General features: G+C 28.7%; 13 protein-coding genes. All 13 read right to left on the bottom strand.

Translation table 11 applies throughout. The features are described 5' to 3' along the window. Positions 1 to 5 precede the first annotated feature (5 nt). Positions 6 to 845 carry an ABC transporter permease gene (locus CLPA_RS09770; RefSeq protein ID WP_003442311.1) on the bottom strand — a complete coding sequence of 280 codons (840 nt, stop codon included), beginning with the start codon at positions 843 to 845 and terminating at the stop codon, positions 6 to 8. A 165-nt stretch (positions 846 to 1,010) separates the two neighbouring features. After that, positions 1,011 to 2,003 carry an ABC transporter substrate-binding protein gene (locus CLPA_RS09775; RefSeq protein WP_003442309.1) on the bottom strand — a complete coding sequence of 331 codons (993 nt, stop codon included), beginning with the start codon at positions 2,001 to 2,003 and terminating at the stop codon, positions 1,011 to 1,013. Between the two features lie 192 nt (positions 2,004 to 2,195). Then, positions 2,196 to 4,481, bottom strand: a complete 2,286-nt coding sequence (locus CLPA_RS09780) for a heavy metal translocating P-type ATPase (protein WP_034830219.1) — start codon at positions 4,479 to 4,481, stop codon at positions 2,196 to 2,198. Between the two features lie 92 nt (positions 4,482 to 4,573). After that, positions 4,574 to 5,149 carry a nitroreductase family protein gene (locus CLPA_RS09785; RefSeq protein ID WP_003442304.1) on the bottom strand — a complete coding sequence of 192 codons (576 nt, stop codon included), beginning with the start codon at positions 5,147 to 5,149 and terminating at the stop codon, positions 4,574 to 4,576. Positions 5,150 to 5,666: 517 nt separating this feature from the next. After that, entirely contained in the window at positions 5,667 to 6,536 is an 870-nt protein-coding gene (locus CLPA_RS09790) for an SDR family oxidoreductase (RefSeq protein ID WP_003442302.1), read from the bottom strand. Between the two features lie 149 nt (positions 6,537 to 6,685). Next, positions 6,686 to 8,116 (bottom strand): adenylosuccinate lyase, encoded by a 1,431-nt coding sequence (gene purB / locus CLPA_RS09795; protein WP_003442300.1) that lies wholly within the window; start codon positions 8,114 to 8,116, stop codon positions 6,686 to 6,688. Between the two features lie 272 nt (positions 8,117 to 8,388). Further along, positions 8,389 to 9,753 (bottom strand): alpha-amylase family glycosyl hydrolase, encoded by a 1,365-nt coding sequence (locus CLPA_RS09800; RefSeq protein ID WP_003442298.1) that lies wholly within the window; start codon positions 9,751 to 9,753, stop codon positions 8,389 to 8,391. A 178-nt stretch (positions 9,754 to 9,931) separates the two neighbouring features. After that, the gene (locus CLPA_RS09805; RefSeq protein ID WP_003442296.1) at positions 9,932 to 10,192 is read right to left on the bottom strand and encodes an HPr family phosphocarrier protein; all 261 of its coding nucleotides are present in this window, start codon (positions 10,190 to 10,192) and stop codon (positions 9,932 to 9,934) included. 96 nt (positions 10,193 to 10,288) lie between these two features. Then, on the bottom strand, positions 10,289 to 10,747 hold the full coding sequence (locus CLPA_RS09810; RefSeq protein ID WP_003442293.1) for a PTS sugar transporter subunit IIA: 459 nt from the start codon (positions 10,745 to 10,747) through the stop codon (positions 10,289 to 10,291). A gap of 124 nt (positions 10,748 to 10,871) precedes the next feature. After that, entirely contained in the window at positions 10,872 to 12,068 is a 1,197-nt protein-coding gene (locus tag CLPA_RS09815) for a pyridoxal phosphate-dependent aminotransferase (protein ID WP_003442291.1), read from the bottom strand. A 170-nt stretch (positions 12,069 to 12,238) separates the two neighbouring features. After that, positions 12,239 to 13,111, bottom strand: a complete 873-nt coding sequence (locus tag CLPA_RS09820) for a decaprenyl-phosphate phosphoribosyltransferase (RefSeq protein ID WP_034830042.1) — start codon at positions 13,109 to 13,111, stop codon at positions 12,239 to 12,241. A 171-nt stretch (positions 13,112 to 13,282) separates the two neighbouring features. Beyond that, on the bottom strand, positions 13,283 to 13,543 hold the full coding sequence (locus tag CLPA_RS09825; protein ID WP_003442288.1) for a stage V sporulation protein S: 261 nt from the start codon (positions 13,541 to 13,543) through the stop codon (positions 13,283 to 13,285). A gap of 168 nt (positions 13,544 to 13,711) precedes the next feature. Further along, positions 13,712 to 15,253: a ribonuclease Y gene (rny, locus tag CLPA_RS09830; RefSeq protein ID WP_003442286.1), complete on the bottom strand. Its 1,542-nt coding sequence runs from the start codon at positions 15,251 to 15,253 to the stop codon at positions 13,712 to 13,714. Positions 15,254 to 15,276: the final 23 nt, after the last annotated feature.

The following is a 15,276-nucleotide window of genomic DNA, read 5'->3' on the forward strand; positions in this document are numbered from 1 at the left end:
GCCATTTATGCTCTTTCTTTCCACTTGAATAATTTTTTCTCTACACCTACCAAGGAGTAATTTACCAATAGCCCCAGCAAAGCCAATATAATTATAATTGAAAACATTTCAGGTATCTTCATGTTTGATTGATAAAGATACAGTAAATAACCTAATCCTTCATTAGCACCAAGCATTTCAGCCGCAATCAATACTAAAATAGAGCTTGTTGCACCTAGTCTTACACCTGTATAAATTGATGCTAAAGCTCCTGGAAAAATTACCGTTTTAAATAAAGATAAATTTGAAACCCCCATAGATCTAGCAGCTTTTATAAGTTGAGGCTCAACATTTTTAACTCCTGAAATTGTATTTATAAGTACAGACCATGTAACTGCCCAAGCTATTACAATAACTTTAGAAGTTTCTCCTATTCCAAAGAAAAGTACAAATACAGGCAGAAGTGCTAAAACTGAAAGATTTCTAAAAGTTTGCATAAGAGGATCTATAAATCTCTCAAATCTTTTAAACCAGCCTATTATCAATCCTAAAGGAATTGCTACAGCAAGTCCTGCAAAAAAACCAATAAATGATCTTTGAATGCTTATAAAAAGATTTACATATATGTCACCAGAAATAAACAACCCTAAGAATGCACTAACAATTTTTGAGAAAGGAGGTAAAAAAACAGGATTAATTACTTCAAGTCTAGAAATAAACTCCCATAATCCAATAAAAACAAATACAGCCAGTAGATTATAAAACACTTCATATACTTTCCTAAAAATTTTTAATAAAGATCCATTTCTACTATATGAATCTTTCAACACTATTTTACTTCCTTCATTCAAATTTTTTAATAACATATTATATCTCCCCCATGTAATTTTTAACACTATTCTTAATTTAAATCTATATGAAATTTAATTGGATAAAAGCTAGGTAAAAATTTTATTTAGTTTTTTATTCATCTTTATTTAATTATGTTTATAAATAACTTATATATATGATCTCAATATAATAAAAAAATATTATTTTGGAGCATAATCATTAGTGTAAATATCAGTAGGTTTTATATCTCCCTTTTTCCATAACCCTATACTTTCAGATATTTCAAACCATTTTTCTATATATTCTGGATTTATAGTTTTACTTTCCTCATACCAGAATACACTTAAATCTTCGGGTTTAAGTTTTAACCATTTGGCAATAATAGTTTTAGATTCATCTTGATGTGAATTTATATATACATGTGCTTTATATAATGCTTCAGTAAAACCCTTAACTACATCAGGATGTTCTTTTATAAATTCATCACTAAATCCACGTACCGAAAGACCTGCCCCAGGGGAATGAAGAATATCCCAGCTTGTAGCAATTTGGCGCACTCCTCCAGCAGCCACTGCTAATCCCGCATAAGGAGGATGAGAGGTTGTAACATCCACTAGTCCTTGCACTACAGATTGTTCCTGCTGTCCTGGATTTGGCAATGTAACCCACTTTATATTTTCAGTTTTTCCTTTTTGCTTGAAATAATATTTGAGATATCCATCTGTGCATCCAGCAACACCAGAGATAGAAACTTTTTTACCATTAATATCATCTAATGTCTTTATAGGACTATCATTTTTTACTAGGTATCTTACATGTGGAAATTCTTTATTATCAACCATACCAGGTGCTACAGCTGTAACCTTTATTCCAGCCAATCTAGCTTGTGCTACATTTGGCGGATGTCCTCCAGTAAATACGTCATTTATTCCCTGTGCAATAAGTTGGTATTCAGTCATACCAGGTTTAAGCACTCCTGTATATTTAATTTTAATACCCTGTTCTTTGAAATAACCAAGTTCATCAGCAATATTGATTTCATTGAAACCAGTTTGTGTTGGTACCCTAAGTGTAAACAGTTCCTTATCCCCATTTTTTGCCGTAGCATTTTCACTTTTACCACAACTCGTTAGTGATAATACAAGTAAAATAATGGTTATAGATGTAACTAAGATTTTAAGTTTCTTTTTCATATTAAACCCTCCATTTATTAATATTAAAATTTAAATAACTTTTATATTTTTATCCGATAACTAGTATCTGTAACAAAGAGGTAGCTTTTATTTACAAAGCTACCTCTAGTTATCTAGTCAGTATTAATTAACATTTATTATTTAATTAAAATTTTGGATAAATATCTTTAAATTAGATTTAATTACAATGCATTAAATACGAAATTCAAATTTCTTTAAACTTAGCGAATTAATTAACACAGATATTGAGCTTAGCCCCATAGCTGCTGCTGCTAAAACAGGATTTAAATGACCCGTAGCAGCAACAGGTACTCCTATCAAATTATAAATAAATGCCCAAAATAAATTTTGTTTGATTTTACTCATAGTTTTCTTTGACAATTTAATTGCTAATGGCAATGAACTTAAATCATCTCTTAATAAGATTACATCTCCTGTTTCGATAGCTACATCGGTACCAGTACCAATTGCAAAACCTATATTTGCTGTTGCTAAAGCTGGTGCATCATTTATTCCATCTCCAACCATAGCTACAACTTTACCGCTATTAACTAAATTTTGAATAACCTGTGCTTTGTTTTCTGGTTTAACTTCTGCTATAACCTTTTCTATACCAATTTTACTTGCTACAGAAAAAGCTGTTTTTTTACTATCTCCAGTAAGAATATAAACATCCATTCCCATTTTTTTAAGAGAAAAAACTACTTTTTCAGATTTATCTTTAATTTTATCTGAAAGGGCTAGAATTGAAATTAATTTATTATCTATAGACATAAGTACTGCAATTTTCCCCTCTTGTTGGAGTGAATCTAAAATTGTCTCAGCATTCTCTATATTGATTTTATTTTCCTCCATAAGCTTATTTGTTCCAATTAATACGCTCTTACCATTAATAATTGCTTTAATTCCTTTTCCCGGTATAGCTTGAAAATTTTCAATCACTTCACTTTGTTCATCTATTATTTCTTTTCTATTTTCATATATAGCTGTACCTATAGGATGTTCAGAATTTTTTTCAGCCGCAGCAGCAATATGTATTATTTTTTTTTCATCATATCCATAGTTTTTATTTAATATAATTAAATCAGTTACCTCTGGCCTTCCCACTGTAATAGTACCAGTTTTATCAAAAACCACACTATTTATTTTACACATTTTTTCTAAATCTTCACCATTTTTAATTAATATTCCATTCTGTGCTCCTTTACCCATTCCAACAATAATTGCTGTAGGTGTAGCAAGTCCAAGTGCACAAGGGCATGAAACTACTAAAACTGAAACAGCATTAATCAAAGCTACATCCAATAATTGACCATGATATATAATAAAATACCAGCTTAAAAATGTGCTAACTGCTACAAAAAAGATAAATGGTACAAAATAACCACATATTCTATCTGTAATTTTTTGTATTTGAGCTTTACTTTCTTGAGCTTCTTCAACCATCTTTATTATATTAGAAAGAACTGTTCCTTCACCAACTTTTGTAGTCTGAAATTTAAAGCTACCATTTTTATTTAAAGAAGCACCTGTTACAAAATCTTTTTTAGCTTTCTTTACAGGCATACTTTCTCCGGTAAGCATAGACTCATCAACTGTTGAAGTACCTTCTATAATTATTCCGTCTACTGGAATCTTTTCACCTGGTCTTACAATGACAATATCTCCTACTAATAGTTTTTCAATTGCTATCTCTACTTCAATATTGTTTCTTAAAACTCTTGCTTTTTTGGCTTTAAGCCCCATTAATGTTTTAATAGCTTTTGATGTCTTTCCTTTGGCAATTGCTTCAAGATACTTTCCAAGTAAAACAAGTGTTACAATTACAGTTGAAGATTCAAAATATATATTCCGCATCCCATAAAGAAAAGATGGTCTTTGAAAAAACACAATATACAAGCTATAAAAATATGCTGTTGTAGTGCCTACGGCCACAAGTAAATCCATAGTTGCAACCTTAGCACGCAAGGAATAAAATGAATTTCTATAGAATCTAAATCCTATTATAAATTGAACCGGTGTAGCTAATGCAAACTGTAATCTCCAATCATGAAGTATTAGTGCTCTCCATCTTACATATTCAATAACTTTACCAATTTTTGTAGTAGAATTAGGATCTATATAATCATGGCAAAATCCCAATCCTCCAAGTATCATAGCTAAGATTAATGGAGAACTTAAAATAGCAGATATTATAAATATATTTTTTAATTTATTTTTTTGCATTAAATCATAATTTATTTCTTTGCTATCATCTTCCTCTTCATTTCCTACCACTAAAAAACCTAATGATTCTATTACGTTTTTAATCTTATCTAACTGAATCTTATCTGAGTCATATTCTAATTTAGCTTTTTCAGTGGAATAACTCACATTTACCTTGTTAACTCCCTCCAGTTTTTCTAGACTTGATTCAATTGTAATAGAACATAAAAAACAGGTCATTCCGTGTATTTTCAAAGAAATATCTTCCATAATATTATTTACCACCTCCTATTTATACAAAAACTAGAGGTAGTATTACAATGCAATACTACCTCTAGTTTTTCTAGTTAGTAATTTTAATTAATCTACTTTATAATATTAACAGTTCCTTCTCTTCTTGGGGCAGGTTTAGGTTTTTCTCCAGCATTGTAGCCAAAGGCCCCTGACCCATAAGTAACATAACCATCTGGTATCCCTAATTCTTTAAACAAAGCTTTTCCTTCCTCTGTAGTATAAAGAAAATTTACAGCATGTATCCAAACAGATCCAATGCCTAAAGACTCAGCCGCAAGAAACAAATTTCCTAATGCAAGAGCACTATCGGCAATTGGAGCAATTGCCTTTTCATCTGCAGATACTATAATATAAGTTGGAGCATTATAAAAAGCACTAAAATCTTCTGCTTTTGCTCTTTCTTCATATCTTTTAATTCCAGATTTCTCAAATGCAGATTTTGCTACATCATTTATCTTTTGTAATATTTCTTTGTTTTGTATTACAGTAAAGTGCCAAGACTGTTGATTAGCCGCACTAGGAGCATATTTGCCTGCTTCCAATATCTCCTTTAATTCCTCATCTTTTATTTGCTCACTTTTAAAACTTCTAATGCTTCTTCTTTCAAATAAATTCTTTAATGCTTCATTTTTTAATAATTCACTCATTTTTATTCCCCCTTATATTTATTATTTATATATAAGTTGCAATTAAAATTATACATTAATAATAATCAATAGACACGTATTAAGCAAAACAACAATTTTATAATGAATATAATTTATTGCAACATATATACTTTAATATTTTTATTAAAGCGCAAAGGGAAACCTCATTATAATGAGATTTCCCTCTAGTTTCCTAGTCAGAATTACTTATTTTTCCTATATGTTGAGTATCATTTTATAATAATTAATTTAATTTGTCAATCCTTATTTTTACTTTTTTATAAAATAATATTTAAGATGTACTTAATAATCTCAACTTTTGATTTTATATGTTTTTGTTTACATTTATTTTAATTTACATAATATAAATTAAGTAAACTACTTCTAATAACTTTAAAATAATCCTAGTGTTACTTTTTATCCGATAACTACCATCCATAGTAAGAGATAACGGCTGCCAAATACCTGGATAACGATTTCTAAGTATCAAAATACCTATACTTAGAAATCTGTTTATCTAACCATTTAGAACATTTCCTCCATTTATATGAATTGTCTGTCCTGAAACATAAGATGAATCATTACAAGCTAAAAACACATAACTTGGTGCCAGTTCTGATGGCTGTCCTGCTCTTCCTAAAGGTGTATTTAATCCAAATTGTGATACATCATAATCACTAAAGGAAGCCGGTATAAGCGGAGTCCATATGGGTCCTGGGGCAATGGCGTTAACTCTTATTTTTCTATTCTCCAAAGAAAGTGATAGAGATCTTGTAAAAGAAACAATTGCTCCTTTTGAAGCAGAATAATCAATTAATGTCTCATTTCCTTTATAAGCAGTTATTGAAGCAGTATTTATTATTGAATCTCCATTTTTTAAATATGGCATTACAGCTTTTGTCATATAGAACATTCCAAATATGTTAGTTTTAAAAGTTCTTTCTAACTGCTGCTTAGTTATATCCTCAATACTGTTTTGAGGATGCTGTTCCCCTGCATTGTTTACAAGTATATCTATTTTTCCAAATTGTTTTATTGTTTTATCTGCTACATCCTTACAAAATTGCTCATCTCCAATGTCTCCTGAAATAAGCAAACAATTGGCTCCCTTTTCTTCTATAATTCTTTTAGTTTCCTTAGCATCTTCATGTTCATTTAAATATACTATAGCTATTTTAGCCCCTTCTTTTGCGTAAGCTATTGCAACAGCCTTTCCTATACCACTATCTCCTCCAGTAATAATAGCAACTTTATCTTTAAGTTTTTTACTACCTTTGTATTCAGGATCTTCATACACAGGTTTGGGATTCATCATGGTTTCCAATCCCGGTTGTTGATTTTGTTTTTGCGCCGGTATAGTTTCAGGATAATCTAAAGTACTTAACATTATATTCACCCTTTCCATTCTATAAAATTAATTTAACAATTTTATTATTGTTAATTATTAAAGAATTTATAAGCTATTTTTATATTTAAATTTAAGGCAAATAAAAAAAGCTGCTTAGTTAAAAAAGCAACTTTTTTAAAATACATTAATTATACATTTATATCTACATTTATATCTAAAATTTCTCTATTTGATTCTAGTATAGGTTCAACATAATCTTTTATAAAATCTGTCACCTGACCCGGAGCTCTTCCAACAAAATTCTTGGCATCTAATATTGATAGAATTTCTTCTTTCTTTATATTGAAAGCTGGATCTTTAGCTATTAAATCAATTAAATTATTATCAAGACCATCCTGTTTTACGCGTTTTGCAGTTTCCATAGAATAAACTCTTATTTTCTCATGAAGCTCTTGTCTGTCTCCACCTCTTTTAACGGCTTCCATCAATATATTTTCTGTAGCCATAAAAGGTAATTCATTATTTACACGAGCAGCAATAACTTTGTCATATACCACTAAATTACTGGATACATTTATATATAGGTTTAATACTCCATCTAAAGCTAGAAAAGCCTCTGCAATAGATATTCTCTTATTTGCTGAATCATCTAAAGTTCTTTCAAACCACTGTGTTGCAGCAGTTACTGCAGGATTAAGAGAATTTACGATTACGTATCTTGCCAAAGAACCTATTCTTTCTGATCTCATTGGATTTCTCTTATAAGCCATAGCAGATGAACCTATTTGATGGGCTTCAAAAGGTTCCTCTATCTCTTTAAAACTTTGAAGTATTCTAAGATCATTACTGAATTTATAGGCACTCTGAGCTATTTCTGAAAGTGTATTTAGTACTATAGAATCTACCTTTCTTGAATAAGTTTGACCAGTTACAGCATAAGCTTCTTTAAAACCCATTCTTTCTGTAACCTTTTTCTCTAGTTTTTTAATCTTTTCTTCATTACAATCAAACAATTCCATAAAACTTGCCTGAGTACCTGTAGTTCCTTTTACCCCTCTTAATTTTATTGTATCAATTACAAAATTTATATTTTCAAGGTCTAAAAATAAATCCTGCATCCAAAGAGTAGCTCTCTTTCCTACAGTTGTAAGTTGTGCAGGTTGAAGATGAGTATATCCTAAGGCAGGCAAATCTTTATATTTTAATGCAAATTCTGATAAATGTTCAATGACATTTATAATTTTATTTTTTATAAGTATCAAAGCTTTTTTCATTATAATTATATCTGTATTATCACCTACATAACAACTTGTAGCTCCAAGGTGAATTATTCCTTTAGCTTTAGGACATTGAACACCATAAGCATATACATGACTCATTACATCATGTCTAACTTCTTTTTCTCTTTTTTCCGCTACTTCGTAATTAATATCATCAATATGGCTTTTTAATTCTTCTATCTGTTCATCAGTTATATTTAAGCCTAATTCCTTTTCACTTTCGGCTAAAGCCACCCAAAGCTTTCTCCAAGTTTTAAACTTCATTTCATCAGAAAATAGATATGACATATCTTTTGATGCATATCTAGTATTTAGCGGCGTTTGATAAATGTTTCTCATTTAAATTTCCTCCTAGCGAACGTTGCTTAATGTAAAATAAACATACTTCATATTATATCATAGATTAATGTATATTTAAATTTGCCCCACATTAAATTATCAAATTCATTTTATAAAGAATATTTTTTTATAATATTATTATTGAACAGTTTATAATTTATATTATTAGTAATTAATAATATTTCTTTTATTTATCTTACTAATAATAATTTATTTATTATTATATCTTTTAATTTTATAGAGAATTATTTATAAATATTATATCACAAATATTATTGCTGCTGTAATTTAAGAATTTTCCCCCAACAAGGCTCTAATTTTATTGTAAAGCAATTATTATTCTGAATTTTATAGATATCTTTATTATTTAACATATCAATAGCCTTAGATGCTTTTATAGGAGCATTAATTTCCATAAATCTAAAATTTTGCGATAAATTTAATATAACTATTATACATTCTCCTTCAATTATTCTAGCATATGCAAATTGCTCATTTAAAATCTTTATTTGAATATATTTTCCCTCTTCTAATGCTTTTGAACCTCTTCTTATATTTGATAAATTATGAATTAACTTTATTAATTTTTTATTATAGTTGCTGGATAGTATATTTTTTAAATTAAGTTCTGGTCTTAAATCATCATCTGATATATTCCTTACACCTTTAATTCCAAATTCGCTTCCATAATAAATAGATGGTACACCAGGCATAGTAAACAAAATTATATATACCGGATAAATGTAATCTGAAAATTTCAATGTACTTGCAATTCTGTTAACATCATGATTATCTATAAAATTGTATAAATACATATTTTTATAAATGCCAAAATCCTTACCAAATTGTCTATTAAGAGAATAAGCAATCTCAAAATAGTTTTTGTCATTGTGGCTGGAATATAATCCCTTATAGCACTCATAATTTGTTACAGAATCAAGCATATTATTATTTACCCATCTATTGTAATCACCGTGTATAATTTCACCCATAAGCCAAAAATCTGGTTTCAGCTTTTTACAAAAAGAAGCCAGCTCTTTGATAAAATTAAAATCAAGACAATCTGCACAATCTAATCTCAAACCATCAATATCAAAATCTTTAATCCACATATTTATAGCTTTAAAAAGATAATCTTTAACTTCTGAATTACATAAATTAAGTTTTACAAGATTATAATAGCCATTCCAAGTATCATAGGTAAAAGGATCATTAAGAGGACTATTTTGATTAAAATCAAGTCTATGAAACCAACTGCAGTATGGTGATTTTTTACCTTTTAAAAGTATATCCTTAAAAGCAAAAAAATCTCGACCTACATGATTAAATACGCCATCAATTACTACCTTTATATTATTTTTATGAAGAGTTTTTACAAGTTTAATAAAAGTATCATTATTGCCTAATCGTCTGTCAATTACATTGTAATCTACTGTATCATATCCATGAGAAGTTGACTCAAATATTGGTCCAAAATAAATGGCGTCAGCCCCTAAGTACTTTATATGCTTAATCCAATCATAAGTTTTTTCTAAAGTTTCCATAGTCTTTAAATTAAAATCATTTAACTTTTTTGCTCCGCAAAATCCTAAAGGATAAATATGATAAAAAATTGCTTTTTTATACCAAGGTAACATTAAAAAGCCTCCTTGAAAAATATATAATTTCTTTAAGTTTTTAATGTATCATATGATATATATTAAAAATACATTCTATTAAATGATTATAATAATAATAATTATAATTATTTATGATAAAGATAAAAGGATAGCCTTAAAGGCTATCCTTTTATCTTATAAATCACACTTAAATTAATTATTCAGTAATTGATTCAATCAACTTAGCAACTTCTTCAGCTGCTAAAGTTTCATCATCACCTGAAGCAGTTACTTTAACAACAGCGTTGCTAGTAACTCCTAAAGATAAAACTCCTATTAAACTTTTAATATTAGCCTTTTTACCATTGTATTCAAGACTAACGTCTGATTTAAAAGATGATGCTTTTTTTACTAATAGTGTAGCTGGTCTAGCGTGTAAACCAGTTGAACTTTTAACTGTAGCTTCTTTTGTTACCATTATATCCACCTCTGCTAATCATATACTATTTAGAATCTCTTTTATAAGTTTATCATTTTAATACAATTTATTCAAGTAAATTTTAGAAAATTTATCTTACTTTAATGTAACTTCTGCAAATTCACTTCCTGCATTTTTAATATTATAGTTTATATCAATTTTATCTATTAAATCTACATTTGTTATAAGTACAGGAGTTTCTGTAGATGATCTAGCTTCTATATATTCTCTATCGAAGAATAATATTTTTTCTCCAGCTTTAACTTTATCACCTATTTTAACATAAGTTCCAAATCCCCTTCCCTCTAATTTTGAAGTATCAAGACCTATGTGAATAAGAATTTGAAGCCCATCAGTGCTTTTTATAATCAAAGCATGTTTTGAATCATAAATTGAAGCTATTTCTCCATCTATTGGCGCATATACATAATTACCAGTTGGTTTTATTGCAGCACCTTCTCCCATTACTTTTTTATTAAATAGATAATCATTAACTTCAGATAATGGAGCTACCTGCCCATCTATTGGAAGTAATAATTTTATAATTTTACTCATTGATAATATCCCCTTTCTCAAATTTTTTAATTTATTTTATATCTATAAATATACTATTAAAACCATAAAAGCAGAAACTTTTTTAGTATTTTTGTATAATTTTATATATTATTTATTCATATATCTAATTAATTTTACTTACAAAATTATCTATTCTATCAAGTCCAGATTTTATATTTTCCATAGAAGTAGCATAGGAAAGCCTTACATATTCTGAGACCCCAAAAGCATCCCCTGGAACTACGCCTACTTTACTATCATCTAAAAGACTTTCAGCGAAATCTATAGATCCATTTATAATTTCACCATTTATTTTTTTGCCTATCAATTTACTTATATTCATCATTACATAGAAAGCACCCTCTGGATTAGTGCAGGATAGATTATTTATACTATTTATCTTTTCTACCATATAATTTCTTCTATCTTTAAATTGACTTATCATAAATTCAACTGAAGATTGATCTCCGTCTAATGCTTCTACAGAAGCATATTGAGCTATAGAATTAGGATTTGCAGTTGTATGTCCCTGTATATTTGACATTAATTTAATTATTTCTGTATTTCCACTAGCTGCATATCCTACCCTCCAGCCAGTCATAGCATAAGTTTTAGAAAGTCCATTAATTACAATTGTCCTATTAAAGGCATCTTCATTTATACTTGCTATACTTGTATGTTTGAAATCTCCATAAATTAACTTTTCATATATTTCATCAGAAATTATAAATATATCATGTTTTCTACAGAATTCAGCAATTTCTTGAATTTCTTCTTTTAAATAAACTGTTCCTGTAGGATTATTAGGACTGTTTAATATTATAGCTTTAGTTTTTGGAGTAACTACCCTTTTAAGATCCTCTACATTAAATTTAAAAGAATTTTTTTCTTCTGTACTAATTATTACTGGAACACCATCATATAATTTTACAAGTTCAGGATAAGTCACCCAATAAGGACTACTTATTATAACTTCATCCATAGGATTTAATATAGCTTGAAATACATTACTTATACATTGTTTTGCACCATTTGATACTATAATTTGTGATATATCATAAGTCAAATTATTATCTTTTTTAAATTTATTAATTATAGCTTTCTTTAACTCTATTATACCTGATGCTGCAGTATATTTAGTAAAACCATCTTTCATAGCTTTTATTGCTGCATTTTGAATATTTTTAGGAGTATTGAAGTCAGGTTCACCAGCACCAAAACCTATAACATCTATACCATTTTTCTTCATTTCTTTTACTTTTGCAGTAATAGCTAAAGTAAGAGATGGAGAAATATTTTTTGCCTTGTTAGAAAAAATCATAAAGAATACCTCCTGATATGTATAATTTTGACTATTGTAAAATTTAAATTATATATAATTACATCTATAGAAATTATATTCCTAATTAAATTAGTAAACAATACTAATATAAATATTTTTAAATCAGTACTATAAAAATTAATTTAGCACCTATTAAAATTATTTAACTGCTATAATTTAAAATATATAATTATTATAACAGTAATTATCCATAATACTATATTAATTAAAAATGGAAAATCCTTTTGAAAAATATCTTCTGGTTTTCCTCCTATATTTTCTTTCATTGTCAAATATTGATACCTAAATATACCATATAGTACAAAAGGTATGGTAAACATCATTGTTCTACTCTGTATTGAGCTAAAGGTATATAGACAATATGCAATGAATACACTGGGAGTCACTATAGTGAGCATATTATCTATAAGTTCTACTGAATATTCATCTAATATTTTTCTATGCTCTCCTCTTTTACTTTTTAATACAATTATTTCACTTTTTCTCTTATTAAGTGCTATAAATAATGAAATTAAAATTGTACATAAAATCATCCATGGAGATAATTGTACATTTGTTGCAATACCGCCACTTTGAACTCTAAGAACAAATCCAAAAGTAATTATCATAACATCTATTATGACTATATTTTTTAACTTAAAAGAATATAGCACATTAATTAGAAAATATATTAATAATACTATAAATAATTTTATATTCATTTCATAGCAAACAGTAAAAATTACAAAAAGAAGAATAATTTCTACAATTCTAGCCTGAAATTTTGTGACCTTTCCACTTGCTATAGGTCTATTTTTCTTTTCCGGATGTTGTCTATCTTTTTCCGCATCTACTAAATCATTTAATATGTAAACACAGGAAGATATCAAACAAAACATTATAAAAATAAAAATATTTTTTATAAATATATTTTCATCAACAAATTTTCCTGAAAATATCATAGCTCCAAAAACAAATAAATTTTTTGTCCATTGTTTAGGTCTCATAAGTTTAAATATATGACGAAAATTCAATTTAAGCATTAACTACCTCCAAAAGTTATTTTAACATCTTGCATTATTAATAAATTGAAGATACTCTAAAATATACACAATTTATAATTTAACATATTTAATGCACAAATAAAAGGACTTGAAGAATAATAATCAAGTCCTTTTGTTTAATTTATTAAATATAAAAACTTAAAATTCCCTCTATCTAGGTTGTACAATAAGTTTTATGGCTGTTCTTTCTTCACCATCTATTTCAATATCCGTGAAGGCTGGTATACATACTAAATCTATTCCACTAGGAGCTACAAATCCTCTTGCAATAGCAATAGCCTTAATGGCTTGATTTATTGCACCGGCCCCAATAGCCTGTATTTCTGCAGCTCCTCTTTCTCTTAATACTCCTGCTAAAGCTCCTGCTACTGAATTTGGACTTGATTTTGCTGAAACTTTTAATACTTCCATAATAACCCTCCTAAAGTTCAATTAAAAATAGTAAATTTAGATATTTAAACCTACAGGTATATTATTCTACATAGCATAAAAAATTCCTTTAAATTTCACAAAATTCAAAGGAATTTTTCTCACAATTAAAATTTTCCTTTATAATTTATAAAGGAAAATAACATCTATTTATTTTGCATACTCTACTGCTCTTGTTTCTCTTATTACATTAACTTTAATTTGGCCAGGATATTCCAATTCACTCTCTATTCTCTTGACAATATTCCTTGCCATTTCTGATGCTCCTGCATCATCAACACTTTCTGGTTTAACCATTATTCTAATTTCTCTTCCAGCCTGAATGGCATATGACTTTTCTACACCTTCGTACGAATTTGAAATTTCTTCCAACTTTTCCAAGCGCTTTATATATGCTTCTAAAGTTTCTCGTCTTGCACCAGGCCTTGCAGCAGATATAGCATCTGCAGCTTGAACAAGTATAGCTTCAAGGGATTGAGGATCTATATCCCCATGATGAGCTCCAATAGCATTCACTATTACAGAAGATTCATGATATTTTTTTGCTATCTCAGATCCAATTAAAGCATGAGGACCTTCTATTTCATGATCCACTGCTTTCCCTATGTCATGTAATAACCCTGCTCTTTTTGCAAGTGTTGGATCTATACCAAGTTCAGATGCCATAAATCCAGCTAAGTACGATACTTCTACAGAATGCTTTAATACATTCTGACCATAACTTGTTCTGTACTTTAATCTTCCTAAAAGTCTTATAAGTTCTGCATGTAAACCATGAACACCGGTTTCGAAAGTGGCTTGTTCGCCTTCTTCTTTTATATTGTTTTCTACTTCTTTCTTAGCTTTCTCCACCATTTCTTCAATTCTAGCGGGATGAATTCTCCCATCTAATATTAATTTTTCTAAGGCTATTCTTGCAACTTCTCTTCTTATAGGATCAAAGCCAGAAAGTATAACTGCTTCAGGTGTATCATCGATTATTAAATCAATTCCTGTAAGAGTTTCCAAAGCTCTAATATTTCTACCTTCTCTTCCAATTATTCGGCCTTTCATTTCGTCATTAGGTAAAGATACCACATAAACAGTTGATTCTGCCACATGATCTGCAGCACATCTTTGTATTGCACAAGTTATAATTTCCCTAGCCTTTTTATCGGCTTCTTCTTTTGCCCTAGTCTCAATATCTTTAATCATAACTGCCGTTTCATGCTTTATTTCTTTACGAACCTCTTCAAGCAGTAATTCTTTTGCCTCTTCGGCACTTAGATTTGAAAGTCTTTCAATTTCTTTCCTTTGGTTTTGATATAATTCTTCAATATTATTTTCTTTTTCTTCAAGTGCACTTTCACGTGCATTTAAACTTTCTTCTCTCTTTTGAATTAAATCGCTCTTTTTATCTAGAGCCTCTTCTCTTTGAATATTTCTTCTTTCGAGTCTTTGAATTTCAGACCTTCGCTCTCGTGATTCTTTTTCAAAATCAACTCTCAGCTTATGGACTTCTTCTTTTGCTTCTAAAATGGATTCTTTTTTCATTGATTCAGCTTCTCTGCTAGCTTCATCCTTTATATTTTTTGCTTCTTCTTCAGCCTTAGTTATTTTAGCTAAAGAATATTTTTTTATAATATAAAGTCCTATTGCAACCACCAGAATTACCAGTACAACAACAATTATCATCCAATAATTACGTTCCATTGCCGTAAACACCTCCTTTGCTT

The organism is Clostridium pasteurianum DSM 525 = ATCC 6013 (genome assembly GCF_000807255.1).
Taxonomy (GTDB): Bacteria; Bacillota; Clostridia; order Clostridiales; family Clostridiaceae; genus Clostridium_I; species Clostridium_I pasteurianum.

Excerpts from the sequence above, each read along its gene's own strand:
- CLPA_RS09805 (WP_003442296.1), bottom strand. The coding sequence starts at position 10,192 with ATGGTAACAAAAGAAGCTACAGTTAAAAGTTCAACTGGTTTACACGCT.
- rny (WP_003442286.1), bottom strand. The coding sequence starts at position 15,253 with ATGGAACGTAATTATTGGATGATAATTGTTGTTGTACTGGTAATTCTG.
- CLPA_RS09785 (WP_003442304.1), bottom strand. The coding sequence starts at position 5,149 with ATGAGTGAATTATTAAAAAATGAAGCATTAAAGAATTTATTTGAAAGA.
- CLPA_RS09770 (WP_003442311.1), bottom strand. The coding sequence starts at position 845 with ATGTTATTAAAAAATTTGAATGAAGGAAGTAAAATAGTGTTGAAAGAT.
- CLPA_RS09810 (WP_003442293.1), bottom strand. The coding sequence starts at position 10,747 with ATGAGTAAAATTATAAAATTATTACTTCCAATAGATGGGCAGGTAGCT.
- purB (WP_003442300.1), bottom strand. The coding sequence starts at position 8,116 with ATGAGAAACATTTATCAAACGCCGCTAAATACTAGATATGCATCAAAA.
- CLPA_RS09815 (WP_003442291.1), bottom strand. The coding sequence starts at position 12,068 with ATGATTTTTTCTAACAAGGCAAAAAATATTTCTCCATCTCTTACTTTA.
- CLPA_RS09820 (WP_034830042.1), bottom strand. The coding sequence starts at position 13,111 with ATGCTTAAATTGAATTTTCGTCATATATTTAAACTTATGAGACCTAAA.
- CLPA_RS09790 (WP_003442302.1), bottom strand. The coding sequence starts at position 6,536 with ATGTTAAGTACTTTAGATTATCCTGAAACTATACCGGCGCAAAAACAA.
- CLPA_RS09775 (WP_003442309.1), bottom strand. The coding sequence starts at position 2,003 with ATGAAAAAGAAACTTAAAATCTTAGTTACATCTATAACCATTATTTTA.
- CLPA_RS09800 (WP_003442298.1), bottom strand. The coding sequence starts at position 9,753 with ATGTTACCTTGGTATAAAAAAGCAATTTTTTATCATATTTATCCTTTA.
- CLPA_RS09825 (WP_003442288.1), bottom strand. The coding sequence starts at position 13,543 with ATGGAAGTATTAAAAGTTTCAGCAAAATCAAGTCCAAATTCAGTAGCA.